Annotated in this window: 16 protein-coding genes, 4 tRNA genes and 2 pseudogenes; 16 read left to right on the forward strand and 6 right to left on the reverse strand. The window is 51.4% G+C overall.

The annotated features are described in order from the left end of the window. The first annotated feature begins 24 nt into the window (after nt 1–24). The 3 genes from Q7F16_RS12590 to Q7F16_RS12600 all read left to right on the forward strand — a co-directional run bounded on the left by Q7F16_RS12590 (nt 25) and on the right by Q7F16_RS12600 (nt 401). Nucleotides 25–100: transfer RNA gene (locus Q7F16_RS12590), tRNA-Val, on the forward strand. Nucleotides 101–158: 58 nt separating this feature from the next. Then, nucleotides 159–235, forward strand: a tRNA-Asp gene (locus Q7F16_RS12595). An 89-nt stretch (nt 236–324) separates the two neighbouring features. Then, a tRNA-Asp gene (locus Q7F16_RS12600) sits at nt 325–401 on the forward strand. 229 nt (nt 402–630) lie between these two features. Here the strand turns inward: Q7F16_RS12600 and Q7F16_RS12605 are convergent. Continuing rightward, nucleotides 631–1914, reverse strand: coding sequence for an NAD(P)/FAD-dependent oxidoreductase (locus Q7F16_RS12605; RefSeq protein WP_095962018.1), 1284 nt, complete (start codon nt 1912–1914; stop codon nt 631–633). A gap of 183 nt (nt 1915–2097) precedes the next feature. Here Q7F16_RS12605 and Q7F16_RS12610 point away from each other — a divergent pair. Both Q7F16_RS12610 and Q7F16_RS12615 read left to right on the forward strand, forming a co-directional pair. Next, nucleotides 2098–2174, forward strand: a tRNA-Val gene (locus Q7F16_RS12610). 221 nt (nt 2175–2395) lie between these two features. Then, nucleotides 2396–2629 (forward strand): DUF2388 domain-containing protein, encoded by a 234-nt coding sequence (locus Q7F16_RS12615; protein WP_327179074.1) that lies wholly within the window; start codon nt 2396–2398, stop codon nt 2627–2629. Between the two features lie 255 nt (nt 2630–2884). Here Q7F16_RS12615 and Q7F16_RS12620 read toward each other — a convergent pair whose 3' ends face one another. Further along, entirely contained in the window at nt 2885–3955 is a 1071-nt protein-coding gene (locus Q7F16_RS12620) for a LysR family transcriptional regulator (protein ID WP_152667535.1), read from the reverse strand. A 143-nt stretch (nt 3956–4098) separates the two neighbouring features. On the opposite strand from Q7F16_RS12620, the gene Q7F16_RS12625 reads away from it, so the two are divergent. The 4 genes from Q7F16_RS12625 to Q7F16_RS12640 all read left to right on the forward strand — a co-directional run bounded on the left by Q7F16_RS12625 (nt 4099) and on the right by Q7F16_RS12640 (nt 9119). Continuing rightward, a complete protein-coding gene (locus Q7F16_RS12625) occupies nt 4099–5235 on the forward strand; it encodes a 3-keto-5-aminohexanoate cleavage protein (RefSeq protein ID WP_409556206.1) in 1137 nt (378 codons plus the stop codon). 144 nt (nt 5236–5379) lie between these two features. Continuing rightward, nucleotides 5380–6630 carry an MFS transporter gene (locus Q7F16_RS12630; protein WP_409556207.1) on the forward strand — a complete coding sequence of 417 codons (1251 nt, stop codon included), beginning with the start codon at nt 5380–5382 and terminating at the stop codon, nt 6628–6630. An 842-nt stretch (nt 6631–7472) separates the two neighbouring features. Beyond that, nucleotides 7473–8117, forward strand: a complete 645-nt coding sequence (locus tag Q7F16_RS12635; protein ID WP_046063481.1) for a hypothetical protein — start codon at nt 7473–7475, stop codon at nt 8115–8117. Between the two features lie 303 nt (nt 8118–8420). Next, nucleotides 8421–9119, forward strand: a complete 699-nt coding sequence (locus Q7F16_RS12640) for a hypothetical protein (RefSeq protein ID WP_409556208.1) — start codon at nt 8421–8423, stop codon at nt 9117–9119. A 265-nt stretch (nt 9120–9384) separates the two neighbouring features. Here the strand turns inward: Q7F16_RS12640 and Q7F16_RS12645 are convergent, their stop codons facing one another. Beyond that, on the reverse strand, nt 9385–10422 hold the full coding sequence (locus tag Q7F16_RS12645) for a hypothetical protein (protein ID WP_152667537.1): 1038 nt from the start codon (nt 10420–10422) through the stop codon (nt 9385–9387). 614 nt (nt 10423–11036) lie between these two features. On the opposite strand from Q7F16_RS12645, the gene Q7F16_RS12650 reads away from it, so the two are divergent. Continuing rightward, nucleotides 11037–12272 carry an FYVE zinc finger domain-containing protein gene (locus tag Q7F16_RS12650; protein ID WP_409556209.1) on the forward strand — a complete coding sequence of 412 codons (1236 nt, stop codon included), beginning with the start codon at nt 11037–11039 and terminating at the stop codon, nt 12270–12272. A gap of 133 nt (nt 12273–12405) precedes the next feature. Here Q7F16_RS12650 and Q7F16_RS12655 read toward each other — a convergent pair whose 3' ends face one another. Then, nucleotides 12406–13275, reverse strand: a complete 870-nt coding sequence (locus Q7F16_RS12655; RefSeq protein ID WP_409556210.1) for an AraC family transcriptional regulator — start codon at nt 13273–13275, stop codon at nt 12406–12408. 680 nt (nt 13276–13955) lie between these two features. Here Q7F16_RS12655 and Q7F16_RS12660 point away from each other — a divergent pair. The 5 genes and pseudogenes from Q7F16_RS12660 to Q7F16_RS12680 all read left to right on the forward strand — a co-directional run bounded on the left by Q7F16_RS12660 (nt 13956) and on the right by Q7F16_RS12680 (nt 17092). Beyond that, nucleotides 13956–14561: a hypothetical protein gene (locus tag Q7F16_RS12660; protein ID WP_152667538.1), complete on the forward strand. Its 606-nt coding sequence runs from the start codon at nt 13956–13958 to the stop codon at nt 14559–14561. A gap of 163 nt (nt 14562–14724) precedes the next feature. Next, nucleotides 14725–14931, forward strand: a pseudogene (locus Q7F16_RS12665) (transposase domain-containing protein); the annotation flags it as partial. Between the two features lie 73 nt (nt 14932–15004). After that, the gene (locus Q7F16_RS12670) at nt 15005–15370 is read left to right on the forward strand and encodes an NIPSNAP family protein (RefSeq protein WP_074849742.1); all 366 of its coding nucleotides are present in this window, start codon (nt 15005–15007) and stop codon (nt 15368–15370) included. 194 nt (nt 15371–15564) lie between these two features. Then, nucleotides 15565–15855 (forward strand): annotated as a pseudogene (locus tag Q7F16_RS12675) (SMI1/KNR4 family protein); the annotation flags it as partial. Nucleotides 15856–16819: 964 nt separating this feature from the next. Then, nucleotides 16820–17092, forward strand: coding sequence for a hypothetical protein (locus Q7F16_RS12680; protein ID WP_003203821.1), 273 nt, complete (start codon nt 16820–16822; stop codon nt 17090–17092). Nucleotides 17093–17359: 267 nt separating this feature from the next. Here the strand turns inward: Q7F16_RS12680 and Q7F16_RS12685 are convergent, their stop codons facing one another. Both Q7F16_RS12685 and Q7F16_RS12690 read right to left on the reverse strand, forming a co-directional pair. Further along, a complete protein-coding gene (locus Q7F16_RS12685) occupies nt 17360–17884 on the reverse strand; it encodes a DUF2867 domain-containing protein (protein ID WP_409556211.1) in 525 nt (174 codons plus the stop codon). A gap of 24 nt (nt 17885–17908) precedes the next feature. Then, a complete protein-coding gene (locus tag Q7F16_RS12690) occupies nt 17909–18553 on the reverse strand; it encodes a DJ-1/PfpI family protein (protein WP_409556212.1) in 645 nt (214 codons plus the stop codon). A gap of 126 nt (nt 18554–18679) precedes the next feature. On the opposite strand from Q7F16_RS12690, the gene Q7F16_RS12695 reads away from it, so the two are divergent. Further along, the gene (locus Q7F16_RS12695) at nt 18680–19249 is read left to right on the forward strand and encodes a TetR/AcrR family transcriptional regulator (RefSeq protein ID WP_079302038.1); all 570 of its coding nucleotides are present in this window, start codon (nt 18680–18682) and stop codon (nt 19247–19249) included. Nucleotides 19250–19287 lie beyond the last annotated feature (38 nt).

A 19287-nucleotide genomic window follows, 5' to 3' on the forward strand; every position in this document is an offset into this window, starting at 1 on the left:
ATTTCGCGGCCTCAACGAAGCAAAGGGTGATTAGCTCAGCTGGGAGAGCGTCTGCCTTACAAGCAGAATGTCGGCGGTTCGATCCCGTCATCACCCACCATGTTTTACGAGAGTTTTGCGAAAGCAAGACGGAAGCTGTCAAAAGCCTCCACCGACGCGCAGCGGTAGTTCAGTCGGTTAGAATACCGGCCTGTCACGCCGGGGGTCGCGGGTTCGAGTCCCGTCCGCTGCGCCATATTTTCCGAAGCAGGTTCGCCTGGTTCGAGATCCAGACCCAAGGGTTTTGATCAGACGAGTTAACTGGACGCAAGTCCATAGCGATACGCAGCGGTAGTTCAGTCGGTTAGAATACCGGCCTGTCACGCCGGGGGTCGCGGGTTCGAGTCCCGTCCGCTGCGCCATATCTGCTTCGAGGCCCACTGAACGCCTTGAAGCTAAGAAGCAAGCTACAAAGCTACTTCTAGTCGATAGCAAAGACCCTGGTCGAAAGACCGGGGTTTTTTGTTTTCGGATTTGAAAGATTGGAACAAGCCCGTGGCGAGGGAGCTTGCTTGTGGTGAGGGGATTTAGCGAAACGTCGCACCGCCCCGTTGGGCTGCGAAACAGCCCTTTGGTGATGTGTTGTCGTTCTCAGAACCCCAATTTATCCCGCAACCCGTAATACCAAGCCCCCATCGCCGCAAACGGCGTACGCAACAACTGACCGCCTGGGAAAGGGTAGTGGGGCAGGTCCGCAAACGCATCAAAACGCTCAGCCTGACCCCGCAGCGCCTCGGCCAGAACCTTGCCCGCCAGGTGCGTATACGTCACGCCATGGCCGCTGCAGCCCTGGGAATAATAAATGTTATCCCCCAGCCGCCCGACCTGCGGAAGACGCGACAGCGTCAGCAGGAAATTTCCGGTCCAGGCGTAATCGATCTTCACATCCTTGAGTTGCGGGAAGGCTTTGAGCATCTTCGGACGAATGATCGCCTCAATGTTCGCCGGATCCCTCGCGCCATACACCACGCCGCCGCCGAAGATCAGCCGCTTGTCGCCCGTCAGCCGGTAGTAATCGAGCAGGTAGTTGCAGTCTTCGACGCAATAATCCTGGGGCAGCAGGCTATGCGCCAACTCATCACTCAACGGCTCGGTGGCGATCACTTGTGTACCGCAAGGCATCGACTTGGCCGCCAGCTCCGGCACCAGATTGCCCAGGTAAGCATTGCCCGCCACGATAATGAACTTGGCCCTGACCTTACCCTGTGGCGTATGCACAACCGGGCTGGCACCACGCTCGATGCGCACCGCTGGCGATTGCTCATAAATCACCCCGCCCAGCGACTCCACAGCCGCCGCTTCGCCCAGCGCCAGGTTGAGCGGATGAATATGCCCGCCGCTCATATCGAGCATGCCGCCCACATACTCATCGCAAGCCACCACCTCGCGAATGCGCCGCTGATCCAGCAACTCCAACTGGGTATGCCCGAAACGCTCCCATAAACGCTTCTGCGACTCCAGGTGGCCCATCTGTTTAGCGGTGAGGGCGGCGAATACACCGCCGTCCTTCAAATCACACTGAATCTGATACTTCGCCACCCGCTCACGAATGATCCGCCCGCCTTCGAACGCCATGTTGCCCAGCAACTGCGCCTGCTGAGGGCCGACGCTGCGCTCGATCACATCAATGTCGCGGCTATAACTGTTAACGATCTGCCCGCCGTTGCGACCCGAAGCCCCAAAGCCGACCTTCGCCGCCTCAAGCACCGTTACCTTGAAACCGTTCTCCAGCAAAAACAGCGCAGAGGACAGGCCGGTGTAACCGGCGCCGATCACGCACACATCCGTCTCGACGTCATCTTGCAGGGCAGGGCGGGGAGGAACTGGGTTGGCCGACGCGGCGTAATAGGACGCTGGATAGGATGTGTTCGCCATTCTGCAACCTCTGTTTTATATTTTTTACGAATGCAGCGATCCTACCCGAGATAAAAATCGGCCGCCAGCCACCTCCAAATCTTCGTCGCATCGGTGAAATTAAATATTTTGCATATTCATAGGGTTAGGTGAAAAAAAGGTGTTGACACCCCTCCGGAATTCCGTAGAATGCCGCCTCACAGCAGGCACGTAGCTCAGTTGGTTAGAGCACCACCTTGACATGGTGGGGGTCGTTGGTTCGAGTCCAATCGCGCCTACCAAACAAAATCCGCTCTGCTGGGCGGTCTAGAAGGGCTCACCGAAAGGTGGGCCTTTTTTTGTTGTGTTTGGAAACGCTTTGGAAAAACGAGCACCGATATCAACCCTTTGATCACAATGGAAGTATCGAAGTATGGGGTCATGGAAGACTTTGGCAATTGCCGTCCTGGTATCAATCAGCGCTCATACAGCCGCGGAACCTAAGGGCTCGTATGAAAACTCGATGATGATGATTACGTTAGCTCCAACCACTGTCCTTTCTGCAACTACCGGGCTTTCCGAACTGGCCGCAAGAAACTTCAAGCCCGCCAAGGCCGACGCGCTTGCATTCATTGGCTCGGATGGCGAGATTCGCGGAGCTCAGTTTGAGCAGGCGGTACGCTATTACCATACGGCATACAAGCAACCGCTGATGTCTGACCAGCAACTGGCTCAAGCAATCGCGACCTCTTTCTGATACCGACCTGGCCCCTCCTATACGCCACAATAAAAGGGATAGATTCTGAGGGAACCCCGAATTCTTACGCAAAATCAAGAAGTTGGAATATTGAAGAGACCTGCATGAGTCGGCAGCTTGTGTTGCACCACACAAAACAAGATCCCGGCCCATGCAGGCCATCCGATTCTTACACAGCGCGCTCGCCCAAGCACTTCCTGGTATTCATTTTTATGGCGCGATGAATGGTCCTGATAAACGGCGTATAGGAATTAGCTAGCTTAGTGAAGTATATGAGGTATCGAGGCTAGCTACGGTAAATCTGGAATCATTTGTCATGCTACTAAGATTGTCCCATAAAATCTCAGCATTCGCGCCTAGCTTTTCTTTGCGACGATAAATGTTAATTTCTAAGGCTATATCAAATTCTGTATTGCCTGCACGAACCAAATCTTTCCTTTCCAGATCGTTCCGAACGATCTCCAAAGGAAGCCATGCAACGCCTAACCCAGTTATCGCCATGGAGCGAAGGCCGTCGGCCAGAGAGCTATCATGAATTTTACGAAGTGCTGGCAAACTTGGATTGACCTTTAGAAATTCTTCAAGCGCCCAACCTAAAGAACAATCCTGGTGATAATGAAGGTACGAGATTTCACCTCTAGGTGAACCAATGCTATTTAAAGGTGCTCCTAGCAAATTAGGTGCGCTCACAGGAACTAGCCACTCGCGGCCAATTTTCAAACACTCAAGTTCCCCTAGTGATAATGTTTTATTGAGATGTTCATTAATGCCATTATGCTTGTCTTCAAAAGCGACAACAAAATCCACTGAGCGATTAGTTAGCTGCTTGAAACATTCAGGAAGGTTAGCGAAGTCTATGGAAAAGCGAGTTGCCTCTAATTGCTTACTCGCCCTGGGCAACCAAGCCGGAAAAAACGCTCTCGACATGATATGTGGCGCAACAATAGAAATTTGCCGCCTGAATTTCTCTTGAGTACGGATAGCCGAGTTTCTCGTTTTTTCTAACAGCTCTACGATTTCGACAGCAGCAACATGGAACTCGGCACCCGCATCGGTAAGCTCTAGCTGGTGGCGTGCACGATCAAACAACGAAGCACCTAACCATTCCTCTAAAGCGGTGATCCTACGGCTCAAGCCAGAGGTTGTCACATTGCAATGTGTCGAGGCTTGGGAAAAGCTTCGAACGCGGGCCAGCACGATAAAATCCTTTAAGGTTCGAAAATCCGTCATCTTGCTGATCTCGCAATTTTTTGGTGGTCGTATCATGACATGCGCAACCAAGGGGCTGAAAGTCAAAAAAACCGCTCTGGCATGAGGTTTTTTCAAAAAATCTTGCTTAATCCGCAACGTGCGAAATTGGCAAACTGATAAAACGTCAAAGCCCAGCCGACACCGATATTGACAAGGTACTAGTCAGCGTACCGGCACAGTCGATTAAAGGGTATTTAACCATTTGACAGGGAAGTAATATGAGTAATCCACAGAGCACTCTTATCTTAGGTTGCGCATCCACGGGTGCAAAATTTACCCCCCGCAACCATTATCTCACTGGGGATAAGCTTCTCGATTCTATTTGCACAGGCGCGACTATCAAGGGAGGCCAAGACGCCATCGTTAAAGAAGCAATCGAACTTTACGATCTCGGATGCCGTTACTATCACTATCATGCGCGAAACCCGATAACGCAGGAACAAACAACCGACAATGACATCTACCAGGCGGTGAGCCGAAATATACAGCGCTCCTGCAAAGACGTTCTATTGAGTTTTGGGGCTAGTCGCAACGGTAAAGAGGTTCAAGAAAACATTAGGACATTTGGTGAATGGGAGCGGGTTAGCCAATGCGCTTTACCTTTACATTTCGGCGGAGCTCACTTTGTCACCATTCAAGCCGCGATAGAGCTACAGATCATATGCGAGTTGGAAAAGAAAACGCAAAAACTTGATTTTGAGTATATGCACAGCTCTGCTTTTCTCGAAGACATAAACAAATACGTGCCGTCTGCACGTGTTGCGCAGGCCACCATGGAAACAAATTCCACGAGTAAAGGCGCCGACTATGGTAGTACTTCACCGTCGATACAGTTCCAGGTGTACAGAAGTGCGATTTCAGCTCGTAGACAACTAGGGCTGTTTCATGAGGTAGAATGGGTTCAACTTGCTCGAAGCTACGGCATGACGCGGTTCGCCGTTGAGCATCCATCTTTGCAGTTGGGCAGCTCCGGCCAGCTAAATATCATCCTATTATTCGGGTTCTCCAGTCGTCTTCCGTTTCCGTCATCATATGACGAATTTTGCAACATAATTGAAGTGGCCAAGAGCTTGGAATCTGACATTTCCAATCCGGATTATAAGAAGCGTAAGATAACCATCACTGTCGGTGCCGCGATTATTCCCCAGCAAGCACCTCTGCATTACCAGGCAGTGGACGTTGGTCCACGGAAAGGAACAGAAATGTGTGCTTTAAGGAGACTTGCTACATACGCCTGCCAGCCGGGAAGCGGCGTAGATATTCTACGTGTAGGCATGGAAGATACACCCTATGGTGTGGGCGAGGGGGGAGAAGTGCATATGTGTGACAACCGACAACTCATGGAGTGTGCTTGAAGAAATGGGCTATAATAATGTAGCGCCTGAGCTTAATCCAGAAGCTATCATTAACCGTATGGGGCTCGATATTGTCAGGGATGAACATCTCATAGCACAACGTCAAAGACCTCTTGGCATATCAGGAAGTGCTGGAGCTTTTCAATGACTGATGTAAGCAGTTTGCGCCAGAAATCCAATTATCGCTGGATTATTCTTTTAATCGCCACGGTGGCCCAAGCGAGCGCCTGTTTCTTTGTACAAGGTATCGGTGCTATTGCTATTTTCATCCAACAGGATTGGAATCTGTCCACGATGCAAATAGGATTATTGGTCTCAGCTGCCCAATTAGTCCCTATCCTCGGCTTGCTAGTTGCTGGCGAGTTATTAGATCGATTTGAAGAGCGCATAGTTGTTGGTATGGGGACGCTAATCGTTGCGGTCGCACTTTGCGCTTCAACGCTTGCTAACAGCTACCTATCATTGCTTATGTTTTTGATCGTGGTCGGTGCTGGCTACAGCACTGCGCAACCTGGCGGCAGCAAATCTGTTTCTACCTGGTTTCCAAAAAACCAGTTAGGATTTGCAATGGGTATCCGCCAGGCGGGCTTGCCTTTGGGAGGTGCGCTCTCAGCGGCGATACTCCCCTACATTGCCACCCGTTGGGGGTGGCAGTACTCCTTTTTAGCGGGCGGACTTGTCGCATTGTTTGGCGCTCTAACTTTTTTAAGTTTTTATCGCTCTGCCAATCCTAACAAGCCCCCACCGGTGAAGTCTGATAAAAAGCAACTAAAAGCCGTTCTGGCTTCAAGGTTATCCATGCTAGGCGACCCCGCGATGAAGAATATTATATTCTCGGGTGTTAGCCTTATTTCGGTCCAGTATGGGATTTTGATATTCACAGCACTTTATCTTTATGATCTGCTCGATTTGAGCATCACAGCCGCTGCCACATTACTGTTGATTGCCCAAGGAGCGGGTATAGCTGGGCGAATCATCTTAGCCGCTTGGAGTGATCGCTGCAAATCGGGTCGGTATTTCCCTGTGTTGATCTGTATGCTCGCAGTTATTTTCGGCTTAATCATTCTCGCTTGGTGTCCTTTGCGTTCTTTCTGGATGTTGAGCATATTAGTCGGCTGGCTCGGATTCTTCGGTTTTGGCTGGTATGGTCCATGGGTAGCCTACGTTGCTGATTCCGCACCACCGGATAAAACTGGATTCGCACTAGGTTTAGCCATGGCAATTAATCAAGTTGCGATTGTCATAATGCCACCCGCATTGGGTTTCCTGAAGGACTTGTCTCATAGTTATTTGCCAGGATGGAGCGTATTGATAATCATGACTCTAACTGCGCTGGTTTGCACAGCCTGGAGCACATTTGGTATCTCAAAATTACCGTCGCTGAGTAATAAGTAGCCGTTGGCTTTTTGAATCATTGCCAGGAAAGGGTCGATCTTGAATACTCTCAAATATCTAAGTCATTCTGAGCTTTATGCGTTAGCAGAACGCTCCCATTCCGTTCGCGATGTCTGCATTTGTACGAAAAAGATACTGGTAGGGTGGGAAAGTCCTCTGATTTCCCTGCCAGAGACCCTATTAGTCGATATTGGCACGCTCATGTATGACCTCGAGGAAGTGATGACGCTGACCGAGTATCATCCGAGTGATACTAATTACTGGTCGTTGGATGCTCCGATTGCACCGCTCTACTTTCCCTACAATCTATGCAAGATTTCGGAGTGCTCTATTTGCGGTCGCTGTTTCTTACGCTACACCGAGAGCGGTGCCTACCATATGGAGAATAGGATTCGTAGCCTGGACCCCTCCTTAATCATTAGTGCTCCTCTACCTCAGATAGTTGAAGCGTCCTCATCAACTGTGACATGACCCTTGATAGCGCGAATGGCTGCCATGTAAGCGCTGGTTCCGATGCCGACCTGACCCCAGACTTCGCAGCTTTCCCTTCCTTGGCGGTCATATTGTTCATCCGCATCCCATAGCGTCAGGATTTGGTTTGGGAAAAAACAGGGACAGACCACGATTGTGAGATGGGCCAATTACAAGTGAGCTCAAATCGTGGTCTGTCCCGGTTTCTTCTTCATGGTGTTATACTTCCTTCACGGTCACCTTGACATGGTGGGGGTCGTTGGTTCGAGTCCAATCGCGCCTACTAAATAAAATCCGCTCTGCTGGGCGGTCTAGAAGGGCTCACCGAAAGGTGGGCCCTTTTTTGTTGGCGTACACATAAGGACATGGTCATGCGGGTTGTCACTTCCGTAACTTTTCTTGCTGTAGCACTTGCTGGTTGCTCTGGAATACCTTCAGTTCCATACGAAGAGCCTGCTCAATCAGAGGGAATGGCGCGTGTTCGCGTTATCACGAACGCTGACGTGTATGGAGATAGCATCGTCGGCAGTTGTGCTCCTGCTACCCGGCATAAAATGGCTGAAGCCGGACGTTTCGGGCAGGACGGTACGGCGAGCATCAACTATCCGCAGTATCCCCTGAAGTCGGCGAGCGTTGGCGTACCGAAAAGAGTTTGGCCCAGTCTTATCCAGTACATCCCTGCAATTCGGATGGGGGAAGGGGCTTACAAAGAGGTTGTAACCGAGTATCGCGTCAGGGCGGATCTGCCATTCCAAATTGCAACCCTGGGCGCGACCATTGCGGGCAACGGCAGCTCTTACCGGACCTGTGGTGGCCAGGCGCTCGTTTACAAGCTGGAACCAGGGAAAGACTACGAAGCGGTGGTAGGGGTGGATGGCAGACCAAGCAAAGATGGCGAGCCAGCGCTAATTTGCATGTTGGCGGTTCTCGAACTCACCACTTTGCCTGGCACTTCGATTGTGATTCCCCAAAAGCTGACGCATGCTGCTCCTCCGCAGGTGGTCTGCAAAAACTAATAAGCACGGCCCGCCGTCGAGCGGGTTTTGCGTCCAGCAGAAACGAGAAAGCCCCGACTTGGATCGGGGCTTTTAAGGGAAAAGGGGACAGATTTATTTTAAGGGAAAAGGGGACAGATTTATTTTTGCTTCGCTGCGCTGAGAATTTTCATCGAATGGATTTGCTTGGATCAACTGACAGCGGGCTAGAAAATAAATCTGTCCCTTCTCTCGTTACTACTTTTTAAAGTTCTTGAATGAGGGGGAAATTGAGTGCGGCGAGGACCTGATTGGGTAGTTTGGTGTGTCAGTTTTGGACTTTTTATGGCAGGAGGTATTTTTTTTAAAATTACCCCTGGCAAAATAAGTATGACCGATTTTGTGGGAATAGTTTCTGCTATAGGAACATTTGCTGCGGCGGTAGCAGCTTGGCAAAGTGCAAAAATTTCGAAGGACGCAGCAATCCAAAGCCGCAGTGCGACTAGATTTAACGAGTTGACCTCCCACAAGAAACACTTCGATGAGCTCCTTCAGCAGGTTGAGCGTGATTTGGGGGTTGTTTTCTATAATGGTGCAAAGCTCTATGATGATATTTTTCCAAATAATAGAGATTTAACTAAGTCATTCTCAATTATAGGTACTGGAGAGTGCCTGCGTTCTTGGGAGAGTACTTATGTTGCTTTGGGTAATTTTTCTCATGGGGGTTATAAAAAATCAATAGGGATTCATCGGTGGGTAATAACTGCTATGCAGTTGTCAGGTAGTATGCAGATGCGTAATTTGCAAAGCGCTTGTCAGCAAATATATTTGGACGGGTTTACTCCTACGGGGTTTGATGAGGAACATCCTGCCAAATATATGATTAAAGTCTGTGATGTTTTGAATAGAATTTATCAATTCAGCTTTGTTGATATTTCTGTAAGTGTATTTCCTGCTTCAGGTGTTTTCGAAGAAGCATTCAAAGAGTATTTTTTATCCATCGTGAGTGGGGATGCGAATCATCAGTTTCGCGGGCCTCGATAAAATTTAGATGCCGCGTACAGTTTCAGCAGAGAAAAAGGGGACAGTTTATTTTTTGCTTCGTTGCGCTGCGGGCTTCCATCGAATGGATTTGCTTGGATCAATTAGCTGCTGGCTAGAAAATAAATCAGTCTCCTTTTTATCTATAGTTTTACCTCGATACTTTACTAAGTCCAAGCGCCAAGTAGACATAGCAGGGGCTAACGCTCAAAGTTGGTAGCGTATAAATAAGACGAGGAAACACGTAAAACAGATCACAGCACTAGATCTACGGCGTGATTTTTTTACTACTGATCCATTTGCAAGGCCTTTTCCATTCTACTTGGCTAGATGAAAGCTCTGAAATTATGGCATTCACAAGCGCCTTATTGCTAGGGAATGGGAGATACAACCCTACTACTCGCGGATAGACATGGGTGTCATCAGAGTATAATAGTGTTTTTATTGAAGCCGTTGCTATCAAAGCGTTTTGGGCTGTAGTGGCATTCAACTCACTTTGCATTGGAAGCGCGCTAGAGACAGCTTTTCCATTCACCCCTAGAGTTTGTACTACCAGGCTTCCTTTGAGATTGTTCGCCTGAGACTCAAGGCCAATAGCCCCGATGCCGGAAATGTTCGCGCTTTTTCCTGTTATCTCAACATTGGATATAATTCTTATTCCTATGCCGACGTATACGGGGATATTGTAGGCGTAGTAATCAAAGGGGGGCTCCTCCCCACGCTTCGCTCGCTTCACAAAAAATTTCTCACTGAGTTTTTTAAAATTAAGGGGTTGGTTGTCTACATTGGTTGAATATGTTTCTCGCGCAGTCTCTGCGAGAGTCAGATTGTCTGGTCTTGTCCCGGTAGATCCTTGATAGTTTGGTGGCGCAAACGAATACATTACTTGCCTCTTAATCCATACGGGCATATTTATTGTGTCTGCAGAAATATAGTCGGCTGTGATCCTATACCTTTCCTGGTTTCCTCCTATTTTTCCAGCTCCATAACTGATGGATCCCTTAATTGTTATGTTTTCTACCACCATTCGCACTGCATTGTCGGGCAAGGAAGATAGTATGTCCTCATAAGCTGGGGTATCAAGACCTTGCGGGATGAGCGCCGAGGGAATATATCCAGGGTCGGCAGCTATTTCGCTTGATGATGTTTTTCGACAGTTGTCTCCGGGGACTGTGACAACTGGGAACGGATCAAGTGGAATGTACGTAAAACCGGAATTTTCCTCCCCTGCCGTTTGGGTGCTTAGAGCGGTTGAACATCCGTATAAGCCAGAACACAAAATCGATAGCATAATAGTTTTGTGCATGAGTCAGTCCCTTGTCATTAAGTTTTTTTCGCTGGCAGGCTCGTAGGCATGAGCAAGGATAGCTGAGTCTGGACAATGCGCTATTAGCCCGAAAACTTAATAGAAAAGGGGGACAGATTTATTTTTGCTTCGCTGCGCTGAGAGTTTTCATCGAATGGATTCGCTTGGATCAACTGGCAGCCGGCTAGAAAATAATCTGTCCCCTTTTCCAAGGCCCCTCACTGCGCGAGCGAGCAGGGGGGCGGTACCGTGGCTCTCCTTTCAGAAGAAAAACGGCGACTGGCCACAATTATTAGATGGGCCGATTACAAGTGAGCTCAAATCGCGGTCTGTCCCCGGGTTTTCGGTTTTTATTCGTCGGTTGGCATGATTTGAATTTGTGGGCTATTCCTTGGTGTTCCGACATTGGGTCAGTTCAAGGCGCGAGCCATGAGCAATCAAGCGCAAGTTGATGCCTTGGAACACTTGCTCTCGATCATCAAATTGAGCGAAGTGAGCATCGCGGCATACGAGACTTTTGAGAATGCACAGGCCATCACTGATGGCTAGCGCAGCCACGTGTTGCTAAGCGGCCAAGCGATCCACCCGCCAATTTCTTCTCTCAAGGACGAGCCATGTTAACGGTCAACGAGATCCTTGTTTTCGACTGCACCGATGAGGGCGTGGAGCAACTGGTGCGGGAGAGAAAGATCCGGCCTTTCCGCAGCAAACAACTCAAGACGACATTCTGGAGCACGCAGGTGGCGCCACGGCTCGCCGCCAACGAATCGGTGCTGCTCCTGCCAACGTTCAACGATTGGGTAGCAGCACCCATTGCGAGCGGCAATGCCCGCGGGCAATTCGTCTCCGTGTCTTCGAACAGTCCGTTCGCGCCTGCCGGGCGCCTGGACGGTGCACCTACCGGTCTGGCATTGCAAAGCACGCAGGAAAAAATATTCACGTCGATCGACGCGCTGATCATCGCGCTACGAGGGCATGTTGCAGCCACGGATAACAGGCAAAAAGAAGAGCGCCTGGCGCTCGATGTCCTCGCCAACGTCAAGATGTTCGAACGTTATGTGCTGGACCGATTGATAGGGAATATCCAGCGGGCTATCACCAACAGAGAACGCAACTGCCCTGAGGGCGAGTCGTACTACGGCCCTGGCGCCACACTGGATTGGACCCGGGACATTGTCGACGCCCTCGCAACCGAGTTGCCGCTGACCCGGCTGTATAAAAAGGTCGCCGCTATCCACGACTTCTGCCGCTGCAACAGATTCGAGACGCCAAATCGAGGCACTACCCGAGGTATGCGCATCGAGAACGAGAAATACAGCCTTGTGGAGGACAACCCCTGGATCGCCAACCAGCGCAGCCTGAACAACTCCATTTGGGCAGGTAAATCCGGCTCGGCGATGGATATGGTTTACGCCGCCACGCAAATGGGGATCGAGGACGATGATAGCCTTGCCGCGCTGGCGTTCTGTATTGTCGCCTTCTTTCATTTCATGCCGACCAGCCAGAGTTCGACCCATACCTACCACGAGGTCATGACCGGCGCGACGAGCGTGCATAAAGGAATCGAAACGTTCTACAAGGCTGCGGAAGTTCCCGGTGGGCAGGACGTGTTTCGCCAGTTGCAAAGCCGCCCCAGCCTCTGGAAACCAGACGACAGCGTCCAACGCTGCCCCGGCTGCAATACTGCCTTTGGCGTCTTTACCCGTAAGCACCACTGTCGAGCGTGCGGCGGCATCTTTTGTGATAACTGCAGCAAAGAGACGAAGGTGGTACCAATGCCGGCTATCCGGCCGGGCAAAGCGCCCGAGACAGGGAATCTGCGCGTCTGTAAATCCTGTGCTAGCGGCTGATTGCCGCCGGAAAACAGGGCAGGCCACGATCTGATGATGAGTAAACTCAACGTCATGGGCTGTCCCGGGTTCGCTGGCCTGTCTGAATGGACATTCATCGACGTCAGTTCAGGATCGAAAACTGCTTGCCCCGCTATTGCAGCGGAACATACACATCAGTTTGCCAGTGATCCTGCGGTGTCTCGGGATAGATGCTCAGGTAATGGAAGAACAGCGGCTGGTCACGAAGTTCTTCTCCACTGGCAGGAAGCCAATCGCGGTAAATCGGATAGATCGTTTCGCCGATGTGATCCGGTGATCCCACATGTCGTACCACGACGCAGCGACCGCCGGGAATGACGATTTCGCGCACGCCGAACTCATTCGGCGCCACGGCCTCGTGAATCTCGCCGCAGATTGCGAAGCGGAATGCCTGCGCAGGTGTCGTATCGGGGTTGCCATAGGGAATGCCAAAGCTGCGACTCGACGCCACCGGCGACTGTCCGCTCTGCTTACGCCACTCGATGAACTTGCGCACGCTCTCATTGACGAGCCCGGCGGGCCCGCAGTGCTCAAATGAAGCGACCCTGACTTCAGGGAATTGCACGATTCGTATTTGCATGATGATAGTCCTGGAAAAATGAGGGATTGCGAACACCGCATTCCAGACCTGCCAATTCGGCTCTTTCCTGAACGCACTCGGCGTCATACCGAACGCCCGCCTGAACGCCCTGCAAAATGCCTCCGGACTTTCGAAGCCGGCACCGAGTGCGGCGTCCAGTACCGAGTGATCAGCGACGGCGGCTAGGCGATGCGCCGCGCGTCGTAATCGCATCAGTTGCACATAACGTGAAACAGGCACGCCTACGAACGCGGTGAATTGTCGATGGAAGTGAAATGCCGAAAAGTTCGCCACATGGCTCAACGTATTCACCGACAGATCACCTTCGAGATTCTCATTAATGTAGGCGAGGACGGCGTTGAAGCGTTTTGTGTAAGCGAAGTTGGTCGACATGTCAGACACTGGGGAAAGGCTCCTGGAAGTACGGTCGGCAGTAGAGTCGACTATAGCGACGTGAACGCGCCTAGCCGCGTTTGCTGATTCCATTACACCCTCCTGAAAAACAGATCGGGAGGTGTAAACCTTATTCAGGACGGGACAGTAAACTCAACGTCATGGGCTGTCCCAGGTTCGCTGGCCTGTCTGCTTGTCGGTCCATTGCTCGCTACTGACCAGGGCTCAGGTTCGTGACCGCGTTGCGGTTGGGCGGATAGCGGGTTCTAGCCGCAAGCTCCTACCAGGATGACTTTGTTTTACTCCACGGACCATGGCGCCTTCTCCGGCGCCTCAAAGACTTCATAGACAGTTTTGGCGCAGCCCGGCCCAGCGCCGTGCTTCTGGTTTCTGGGGAGCCCCATTCTTTTCAGTCCTTTTCAGTCCGTCCCCTTTTCAGTCCTAAAAAAGCGAAGTCCTGGCATTTCACCAGGGCCTCTGAACTGAGGGAATCGGCCCCCCGACGCGCGGATTTAAAAACCGCTGATCTACTGACCGAGCTAAGCCCTATTTATGGTGCAACTCGGAGCGACGTAACCTCGATTCCTGAGGATTTTCTCCATGGTTAGGCTACCCTCTGAGGGTTGTGCCTGAAGATAGCTGAGCGGGGCGAACCAGCTACGCCGACGTTGAACAGGGAGGTTACGAAAATGGGATTTTATTGTCTTAACTATCAAGACGAACTAATTAAAGTTGAAACAGGTGTTGATATTAACGGTGCTGCAAAGGGAAATAGTCAAGAGGATCTGTCGGATGGGATTAAGATAACTATATTTTCAGCTAACTCACATATGATTCAGTTTAAGTCAAAGTTGGCAAAGTGGCTTGATGGTCCCGGAAAAGGGGGGTTCGATAGTGATATTCCAGAGTTCTCAAAGGGTTTGAATGCCTTAGAGTGGTATGTCGATGTTTTTGATGAAGATAAGCCTAATCCTTATTACGATGAAAGCGCTAAATCTCAAGTGGTTGATGGACATAAGGTGATTTTGGACCAGCCGGACATCAGCTTCGTTCAGAATTTATACTGGGACTCGAAAACTGATACGCCGGGGGGGACATTTCCAATAAAAAATATATTCTGTGCAGCTAGCATAATTATTATTGATAACAGGGTTAGGCGAGTGGTGGCGTGGACCCGGACGGGCGGAGTCGGCGATCCTTACTATAAAGTTAAAGTTGAAACAATAAATAGCTTATCTCAAACATGGAGGACTGTATTGCTGACGCGAGGCTTTAATGTTCCTGCGGTTTCGTGAGTAGGATGCGATCAGAAAAAACCTGTATTAACTAGAAGGCATCTTCTGGAAAAGCGGGGCAAATTTATTTTTGCTTCGCTGTACTGCGAACTTCCATCGAATGGATTCGCTTGGATCAACTGGCAGCCGGCTCGAAAATAAATCCCCTTTTTTCCATAAATGGGCAGAGAATCAGATCCGGCCGTGGGCTCTTGAACGCAAGAACTGCCTCTTCGCTGGGGCGCTACGCAGCGGACAACGGGCCGCGGCGATCATGAACTTAATCCAGTCTGCGCGGCTCAACGGGCATGAACCGTCTGCTTATTTGAATGACGTCCTTACGCGTCTGCCGACGCAGCGAGCAAGTGAGATTACGCAACCGCCGCCATAGCTGGAGTCCCCCCTAATAACGTAAGCTGGGATGTACGGATACTCACGTTGAAACTCCACATGGAAGACTTGGAATGACTCGAATTATTGAAATCTTGATGTACACCTTAAAGCCAGGATCGGGATTGGGCTTTCATCAAATAATGCAGACTGTAAGTGTTCCGCTTCACCTAGAAGCTGGCATAGATGTCGTTTCTTATGGCAACTCATTACATGATTGTGACAGCTATCACCTGATTCGTTCCTATGAAAGCGAGAGCCATCGCCAAGTATCTCAAGATGCTTTTTACGCAAGCGCTGCCTGGAAACAAGGCCCGAGAGAAGACATTATCAGTCGGATTGAAATCAGTACAACGACAGTTATGGCGCTCGCTCAAGACGCAATTGATGCCATCAGAGCTTCCGTAGATCTATCTAGAGTCGAAGCTCGATCCGCGTAGCTGACATCGACAAAGGCAGACCCCGTAGCCTACGGGGATCAGGAAAATGTGTTGGCCGGACGGTTACGTCCAGGCAGCAGCAAGGAGACGTTTTAATGAAAATTCTCTCGGAATGGGTCGGTAACATGGGAGCCTCTGCGGAAGCGCTCGAAGCTCTTCGTATGGCGGCACCTCGAAACTAGCCTGCCGATTATTACCAGCTATTAGCGTTCAGCGATGGAGGAGAGTGCCCGTGTTCGGCCCCTCCCTTCAATTTCTGCCTTGATTCGGCGGACACTGCCTCGGACGCTGAGCTGATAGCTATTCTTGATAGAGTCGCGCCTAGTCTATTTGTTTTTGGAAGCGATGGCGGAGGACAATTGTTCGCTTTCGATCTGCGTGGGTCGGAGCCCTGGCCGATAGTTACGTTTGATGGCGTGGATCCAGATGGAAGCATAGAAATCGTGGCAAGCAACTTTACTGAGTTTCTGAAATTGGTCGACTAAGTTAACCCTCACGCGCATTATGGGCCAAGTCCTATAAGTTAACGCTCTGTGAGTGATAACCTACGAGCTCTTCTATAAATGATATTGGATACAGTTATGACAGGCTGTTTGAGGACGCTCGGAGCTAGCCTCGCTAACAGAGTAATGATCCCCGCCGCTTGGGTATCGGGGCTTGCGACGATAGGATTCTTGTGGGGCATGATAGAGTTTTCGTTCGGTAAGCTTACAGTCGAAGGACGTCAGCTCTTCCTGGCTTCTGTTTCTATTTTTTGCCTCGCCATATGGTACTTGATACGGCGCAAGAGACGAGCAAAAGCACTTGTAGCATCCATCAACCTAAAAGAAGGCCTGAGCCTTGACGATACTCAGTTGCTCGGCTATCCAAGCCCCATGTTTCTTGCCTTTGACCTCTCCAACAAGAAACTCGCTCAATGCGAAAGCGCCATCGGCGACTATCAAATTCGAGACTTCACGTGGGTAACAGGCTGGCAGTGTGAGTGGCAACGGATTGACAGCAGGGTGTCGGGCGGGGTTCTTCAAATAGTCGATGGGGCGGGCATGAGCGTTCCAGCCGACGAGATTCGGCGTAGATTCATAGGATTCTCACTGGTTTTGACGGTTGCCGATACAAGTCATCCTCCCCTCCGTTTTCCAATGAACCGGAGCGCAGCTGAAGGGTGGTGTACCCGGTGCAATGTACTTTTTAAGTGCTAAACACGAAGCATCGCACCAGAAGATAATTATCTTTAGAACTCGCGGCAGCGCTGATATGAGGGCTCAAACGATCGCCGCGAGAGGCATTGACGCAAATTCCTACACGAACTTCGGAAACCAGCGCATTGCCGCATCTGGATGTGCAACTTATTGTCTCTCTGTCGTCCAGATGGCGATTCGGGTTTGGCGACTCGATTGAATGAAGCGCAGAAGCTCCTGCACCTAAATCAATTGAATGAAGGTACTGCTCATGACCCGATACATGCCCATCACCGGCATCGACTGCATCCCCGCAACCCTGCTCATCGACACTGAGGCCCCTCTAGACGTCCTGTTCGAAACCGCCGATTACCGCATCCGCACGGTGACCCAAGTCTTGGAAAATATCGCGTTTCGCTCGGACATCAGCTCAGACACCGTGGTGCTCACTGATTTTTGTAAATTGCTGACCACATCGTTACGCGATGGCTGTGATGTCATGGATGTGATTGGAAGACGATTGCGGGCGCAGGCGGCGGAGTAATGAAGACGGGCGACCTATAAGCCGCCCGTTCATAAGAGGAGAGCGGGGGACAGACTACGATTAAGAGACGGTCCGTGGTTTGTCCCCGGTGCTTCAACAAGCGAGGGTGGCTTTATCGCCGAGTGGGAGCTTGCTCCCTTTCGGCGGCGCAGCCGTCGTAAACCGGTTGATGCGGTTTGTCTGTAAAACGGCGCCATCCCTTTTTGGGGCGGCTTCGCCACCCAGCGGGAGCAAGCTCCCTCGCCACGGGGTTTGTGGCGTCGCGGCTCAGGCAGCCAAAGGCCAACCAATGCGCGCGGCACGGCGCAGGCTCGCCTTAACAACCAAACGATGAAACGGGGCAATAACGAAGATATAGGCCCGGCCCAGTCGGTTGTGGCACTGGACCACGGTTGAAAAAACCAGTTGGCGACTGCCTTCTGGCTCTACCTCTTCAGAACATAGGATCGATATCCGGAAGTCGAGGTGCTTGTCGTCCTCCCCCAACACGATTTCAGTCTGGTTCGTGCTGTAGACCTTGAAGATTTGAATCCGATGAGCAAGTGTCGCCAGATGTCTGGCTGTCTTGAGACCAAAACAGGCAACGGCAGTGTCTCGGACTTTCATGAGCCATCCGATCCAGGATGGCTGGTGGGAAAGGATGAATCGCGCAAGCAAGTCTGGGTCGCTGGATGTGCCCGCAGGGAGCTGAATCGCAAAAGCGTCCGCCAGGTTCGTCGACTTGTAGAGGTGAGTGACGCCGGACCTCGAGGGGACCGGCACGGACTTAATGAGCTCAAATTCTCGGGGCATCGGGGATCTCTTCCTGAGTTCTAACTACCAATTAGATGACATGCCATGTCGCGTTTCTTGTTGGGCGGCGCCAACTTCTCCTTGTCGGATACTGAGCCCGATCAGCACATCATACAGCGCTTGCTGTCCAGCCGGCAGAACAGGGAGCAACGTCGCACGGCGCTTGTCGGCATCGAACCAGGATTCAACCAACCATCCCACCAGATAGAGCGCCGAAAGGCACCCGCCAGCAGTTGCAACGTTGCCCTGGCATACGAGAGGCTGGTCCACGGGCTCAAGTCCCAGCGCTTGCAAGCCCGATCGTGCATCGGGGTGTGTCGTTGCTCGGCCGCTGAGCAGCCCAAGCCGTTGAAGGATGAAAGCGCCGGCGCATAGGGAGCCGATTCGCTGGCGTCTGGGGTCAAGTTCAAACGACGGCAGGAAATTCGGGGCGGCCAGTGCAGCGGGTACTCCTTCCTTGCCGCTGACGAACAATACCGCGTCGGCACTATTGGCCTCGGAAAGCGGACCGTGTACCGAAACAGGCAGGCCGTGGGCCGATCGTACGACAGGGCTGGAACCCAATATTCGGACGTGCCAGTCCTCGGTGTTGCGGCCTAAGATGTCCCACATCAGGAATAGGTCGATATCAGTGAATTGGTCGAAAGCAACCAGAACGATTTTCTTCAAGGCGAGCTCCATGAAAAGTGCTGGGGTGCAAAACGCAACGGCCATCTTTGCTGGTGTTCGCAGCGTATCGATCGGTTGCGCGCCATACACAGTCTGTATGGCGCCAAATAGGGAGCGAAATAACGGATGGAAAAACTAACGCGTCACCATTGGATCGCGGCTGGTTTTGAGGCCCTCGACCAGACAGGGCATATTGGCGTGTCAGCCGAGAGTCTATCGCGCCGATTGAATGTGACCCGCGGATCGTTCTATCACCATTTCCGCAATCGCGAAGATTTTGTCCGCACCTTGTTGGCCGCTTGGGAAGAAGACTACACGGAGCGCATGCTCGCTTTTGCGGCGCAGGGTCGTAGCGCGGGCGAAATCTTGAAACGCTACTTGAGTATTGCCGCTGAGAAACAACCCGGACGGGAAGTTTCCATCCGAGCCTGGTCGCTGCACGATCCGTTGGTAGGCGAGTTTCAGCAGCGTGTTGACACACGACGGTTGGACTTCGCGGTACGGACGTGTCGTCGCTTGGCCCATAGGCCAGGCGAAGCAGAAGTGATGGGACAGGTGGCCCACCTGTGCCTGATTGGGGGTCAACAGGCAGGGCTGCGGCGTGATGCCGCTCGCTTCAACCGTTTCGTGCATCGAGCCTTTTCACTTTTCGAAGGGGTTCTTCCACCGTGGCGGCTTAGGCATGAGAAGAAATGAGCATGGGGAGTCCTGACCTGATAGCGTTGTGGACGGGT

Origin of the sequence: Pseudomonas sp. Lb2C2 (assembly GCF_052112205.1) — a bacterium.
Classification (GTDB): domain Bacteria; phylum Pseudomonadota; class Gammaproteobacteria; order Pseudomonadales; family Pseudomonadaceae; genus Aquipseudomonas; species Aquipseudomonas kilonensis.

What these genes read in the sequence shown, in the direction of transcription:
- Q7F16_RS12630 (WP_409556207.1), top strand. Translation starts at nt 5,380, where the DNA reads ATGACTGATGTAAGCAGTTTGCGCCAGAAATCCAATTATCGCTGGATT.
- Q7F16_RS12695 (WP_079302038.1), top strand. Translation starts at nt 18,680, where the DNA reads ATGGAAAAACTAACGCGTCACCATTGGATCGCGGCTGGTTTTGAGGCC.
- Q7F16_RS12650 (WP_409556209.1), top strand. Translation starts at nt 11,037, where the DNA reads ATGTTAACGGTCAACGAGATCCTTGTTTTCGACTGCACCGATGAGGGC.
- Q7F16_RS12645 (WP_152667537.1), bottom strand. Translation starts at nt 10,422, where the DNA reads ATGCACAAAACTATTATGCTATCGATTTTGTGTTCTGGCTTATACGGA.
- Q7F16_RS12635 (WP_046063481.1), top strand. Translation starts at nt 7,473, where the DNA reads ATGCGGGTTGTCACTTCCGTAACTTTTCTTGCTGTAGCACTTGCTGGT.
- Q7F16_RS12625 (WP_409556206.1), top strand. Translation starts at nt 4,099, where the DNA reads ATGAGTAATCCACAGAGCACTCTTATCTTAGGTTGCGCATCCACGGGT.
- Q7F16_RS12670 (WP_074849742.1), top strand. Translation starts at nt 15,005, where the DNA reads ATGACTCGAATTATTGAAATCTTGATGTACACCTTAAAGCCAGGATCG.
- Q7F16_RS12615 (WP_327179074.1), top strand. Translation starts at nt 2,396, where the DNA reads ATGATGATGATTACGTTAGCTCCAACCACTGTCCTTTCTGCAACTACC.
- Q7F16_RS12605 (WP_095962018.1), bottom strand. Translation starts at nt 1,914, where the DNA reads ATGGCGAACACATCCTATCCAGCGTCCTATTACGCCGCGTCGGCCAAC.
- Q7F16_RS12640 (WP_409556208.1), top strand. Translation starts at nt 8,421, where the DNA reads ATGGCAGGAGGTATTTTTTTTAAAATTACCCCTGGCAAAATAAGTATG.
- Q7F16_RS12685 (WP_409556211.1), bottom strand. Translation starts at nt 17,884, where the DNA reads ATGCCCCGAGAATTTGAGCTCATTAAGTCCGTGCCGGTCCCCTCGAGG.
- Q7F16_RS12680 (WP_003203821.1), top strand. Translation starts at nt 16,820, where the DNA reads ATGACCCGATACATGCCCATCACCGGCATCGACTGCATCCCCGCAACC.
- Q7F16_RS12660 (WP_152667538.1), top strand. Translation starts at nt 13,956, where the DNA reads ATGGGATTTTATTGTCTTAACTATCAAGACGAACTAATTAAAGTTGAA.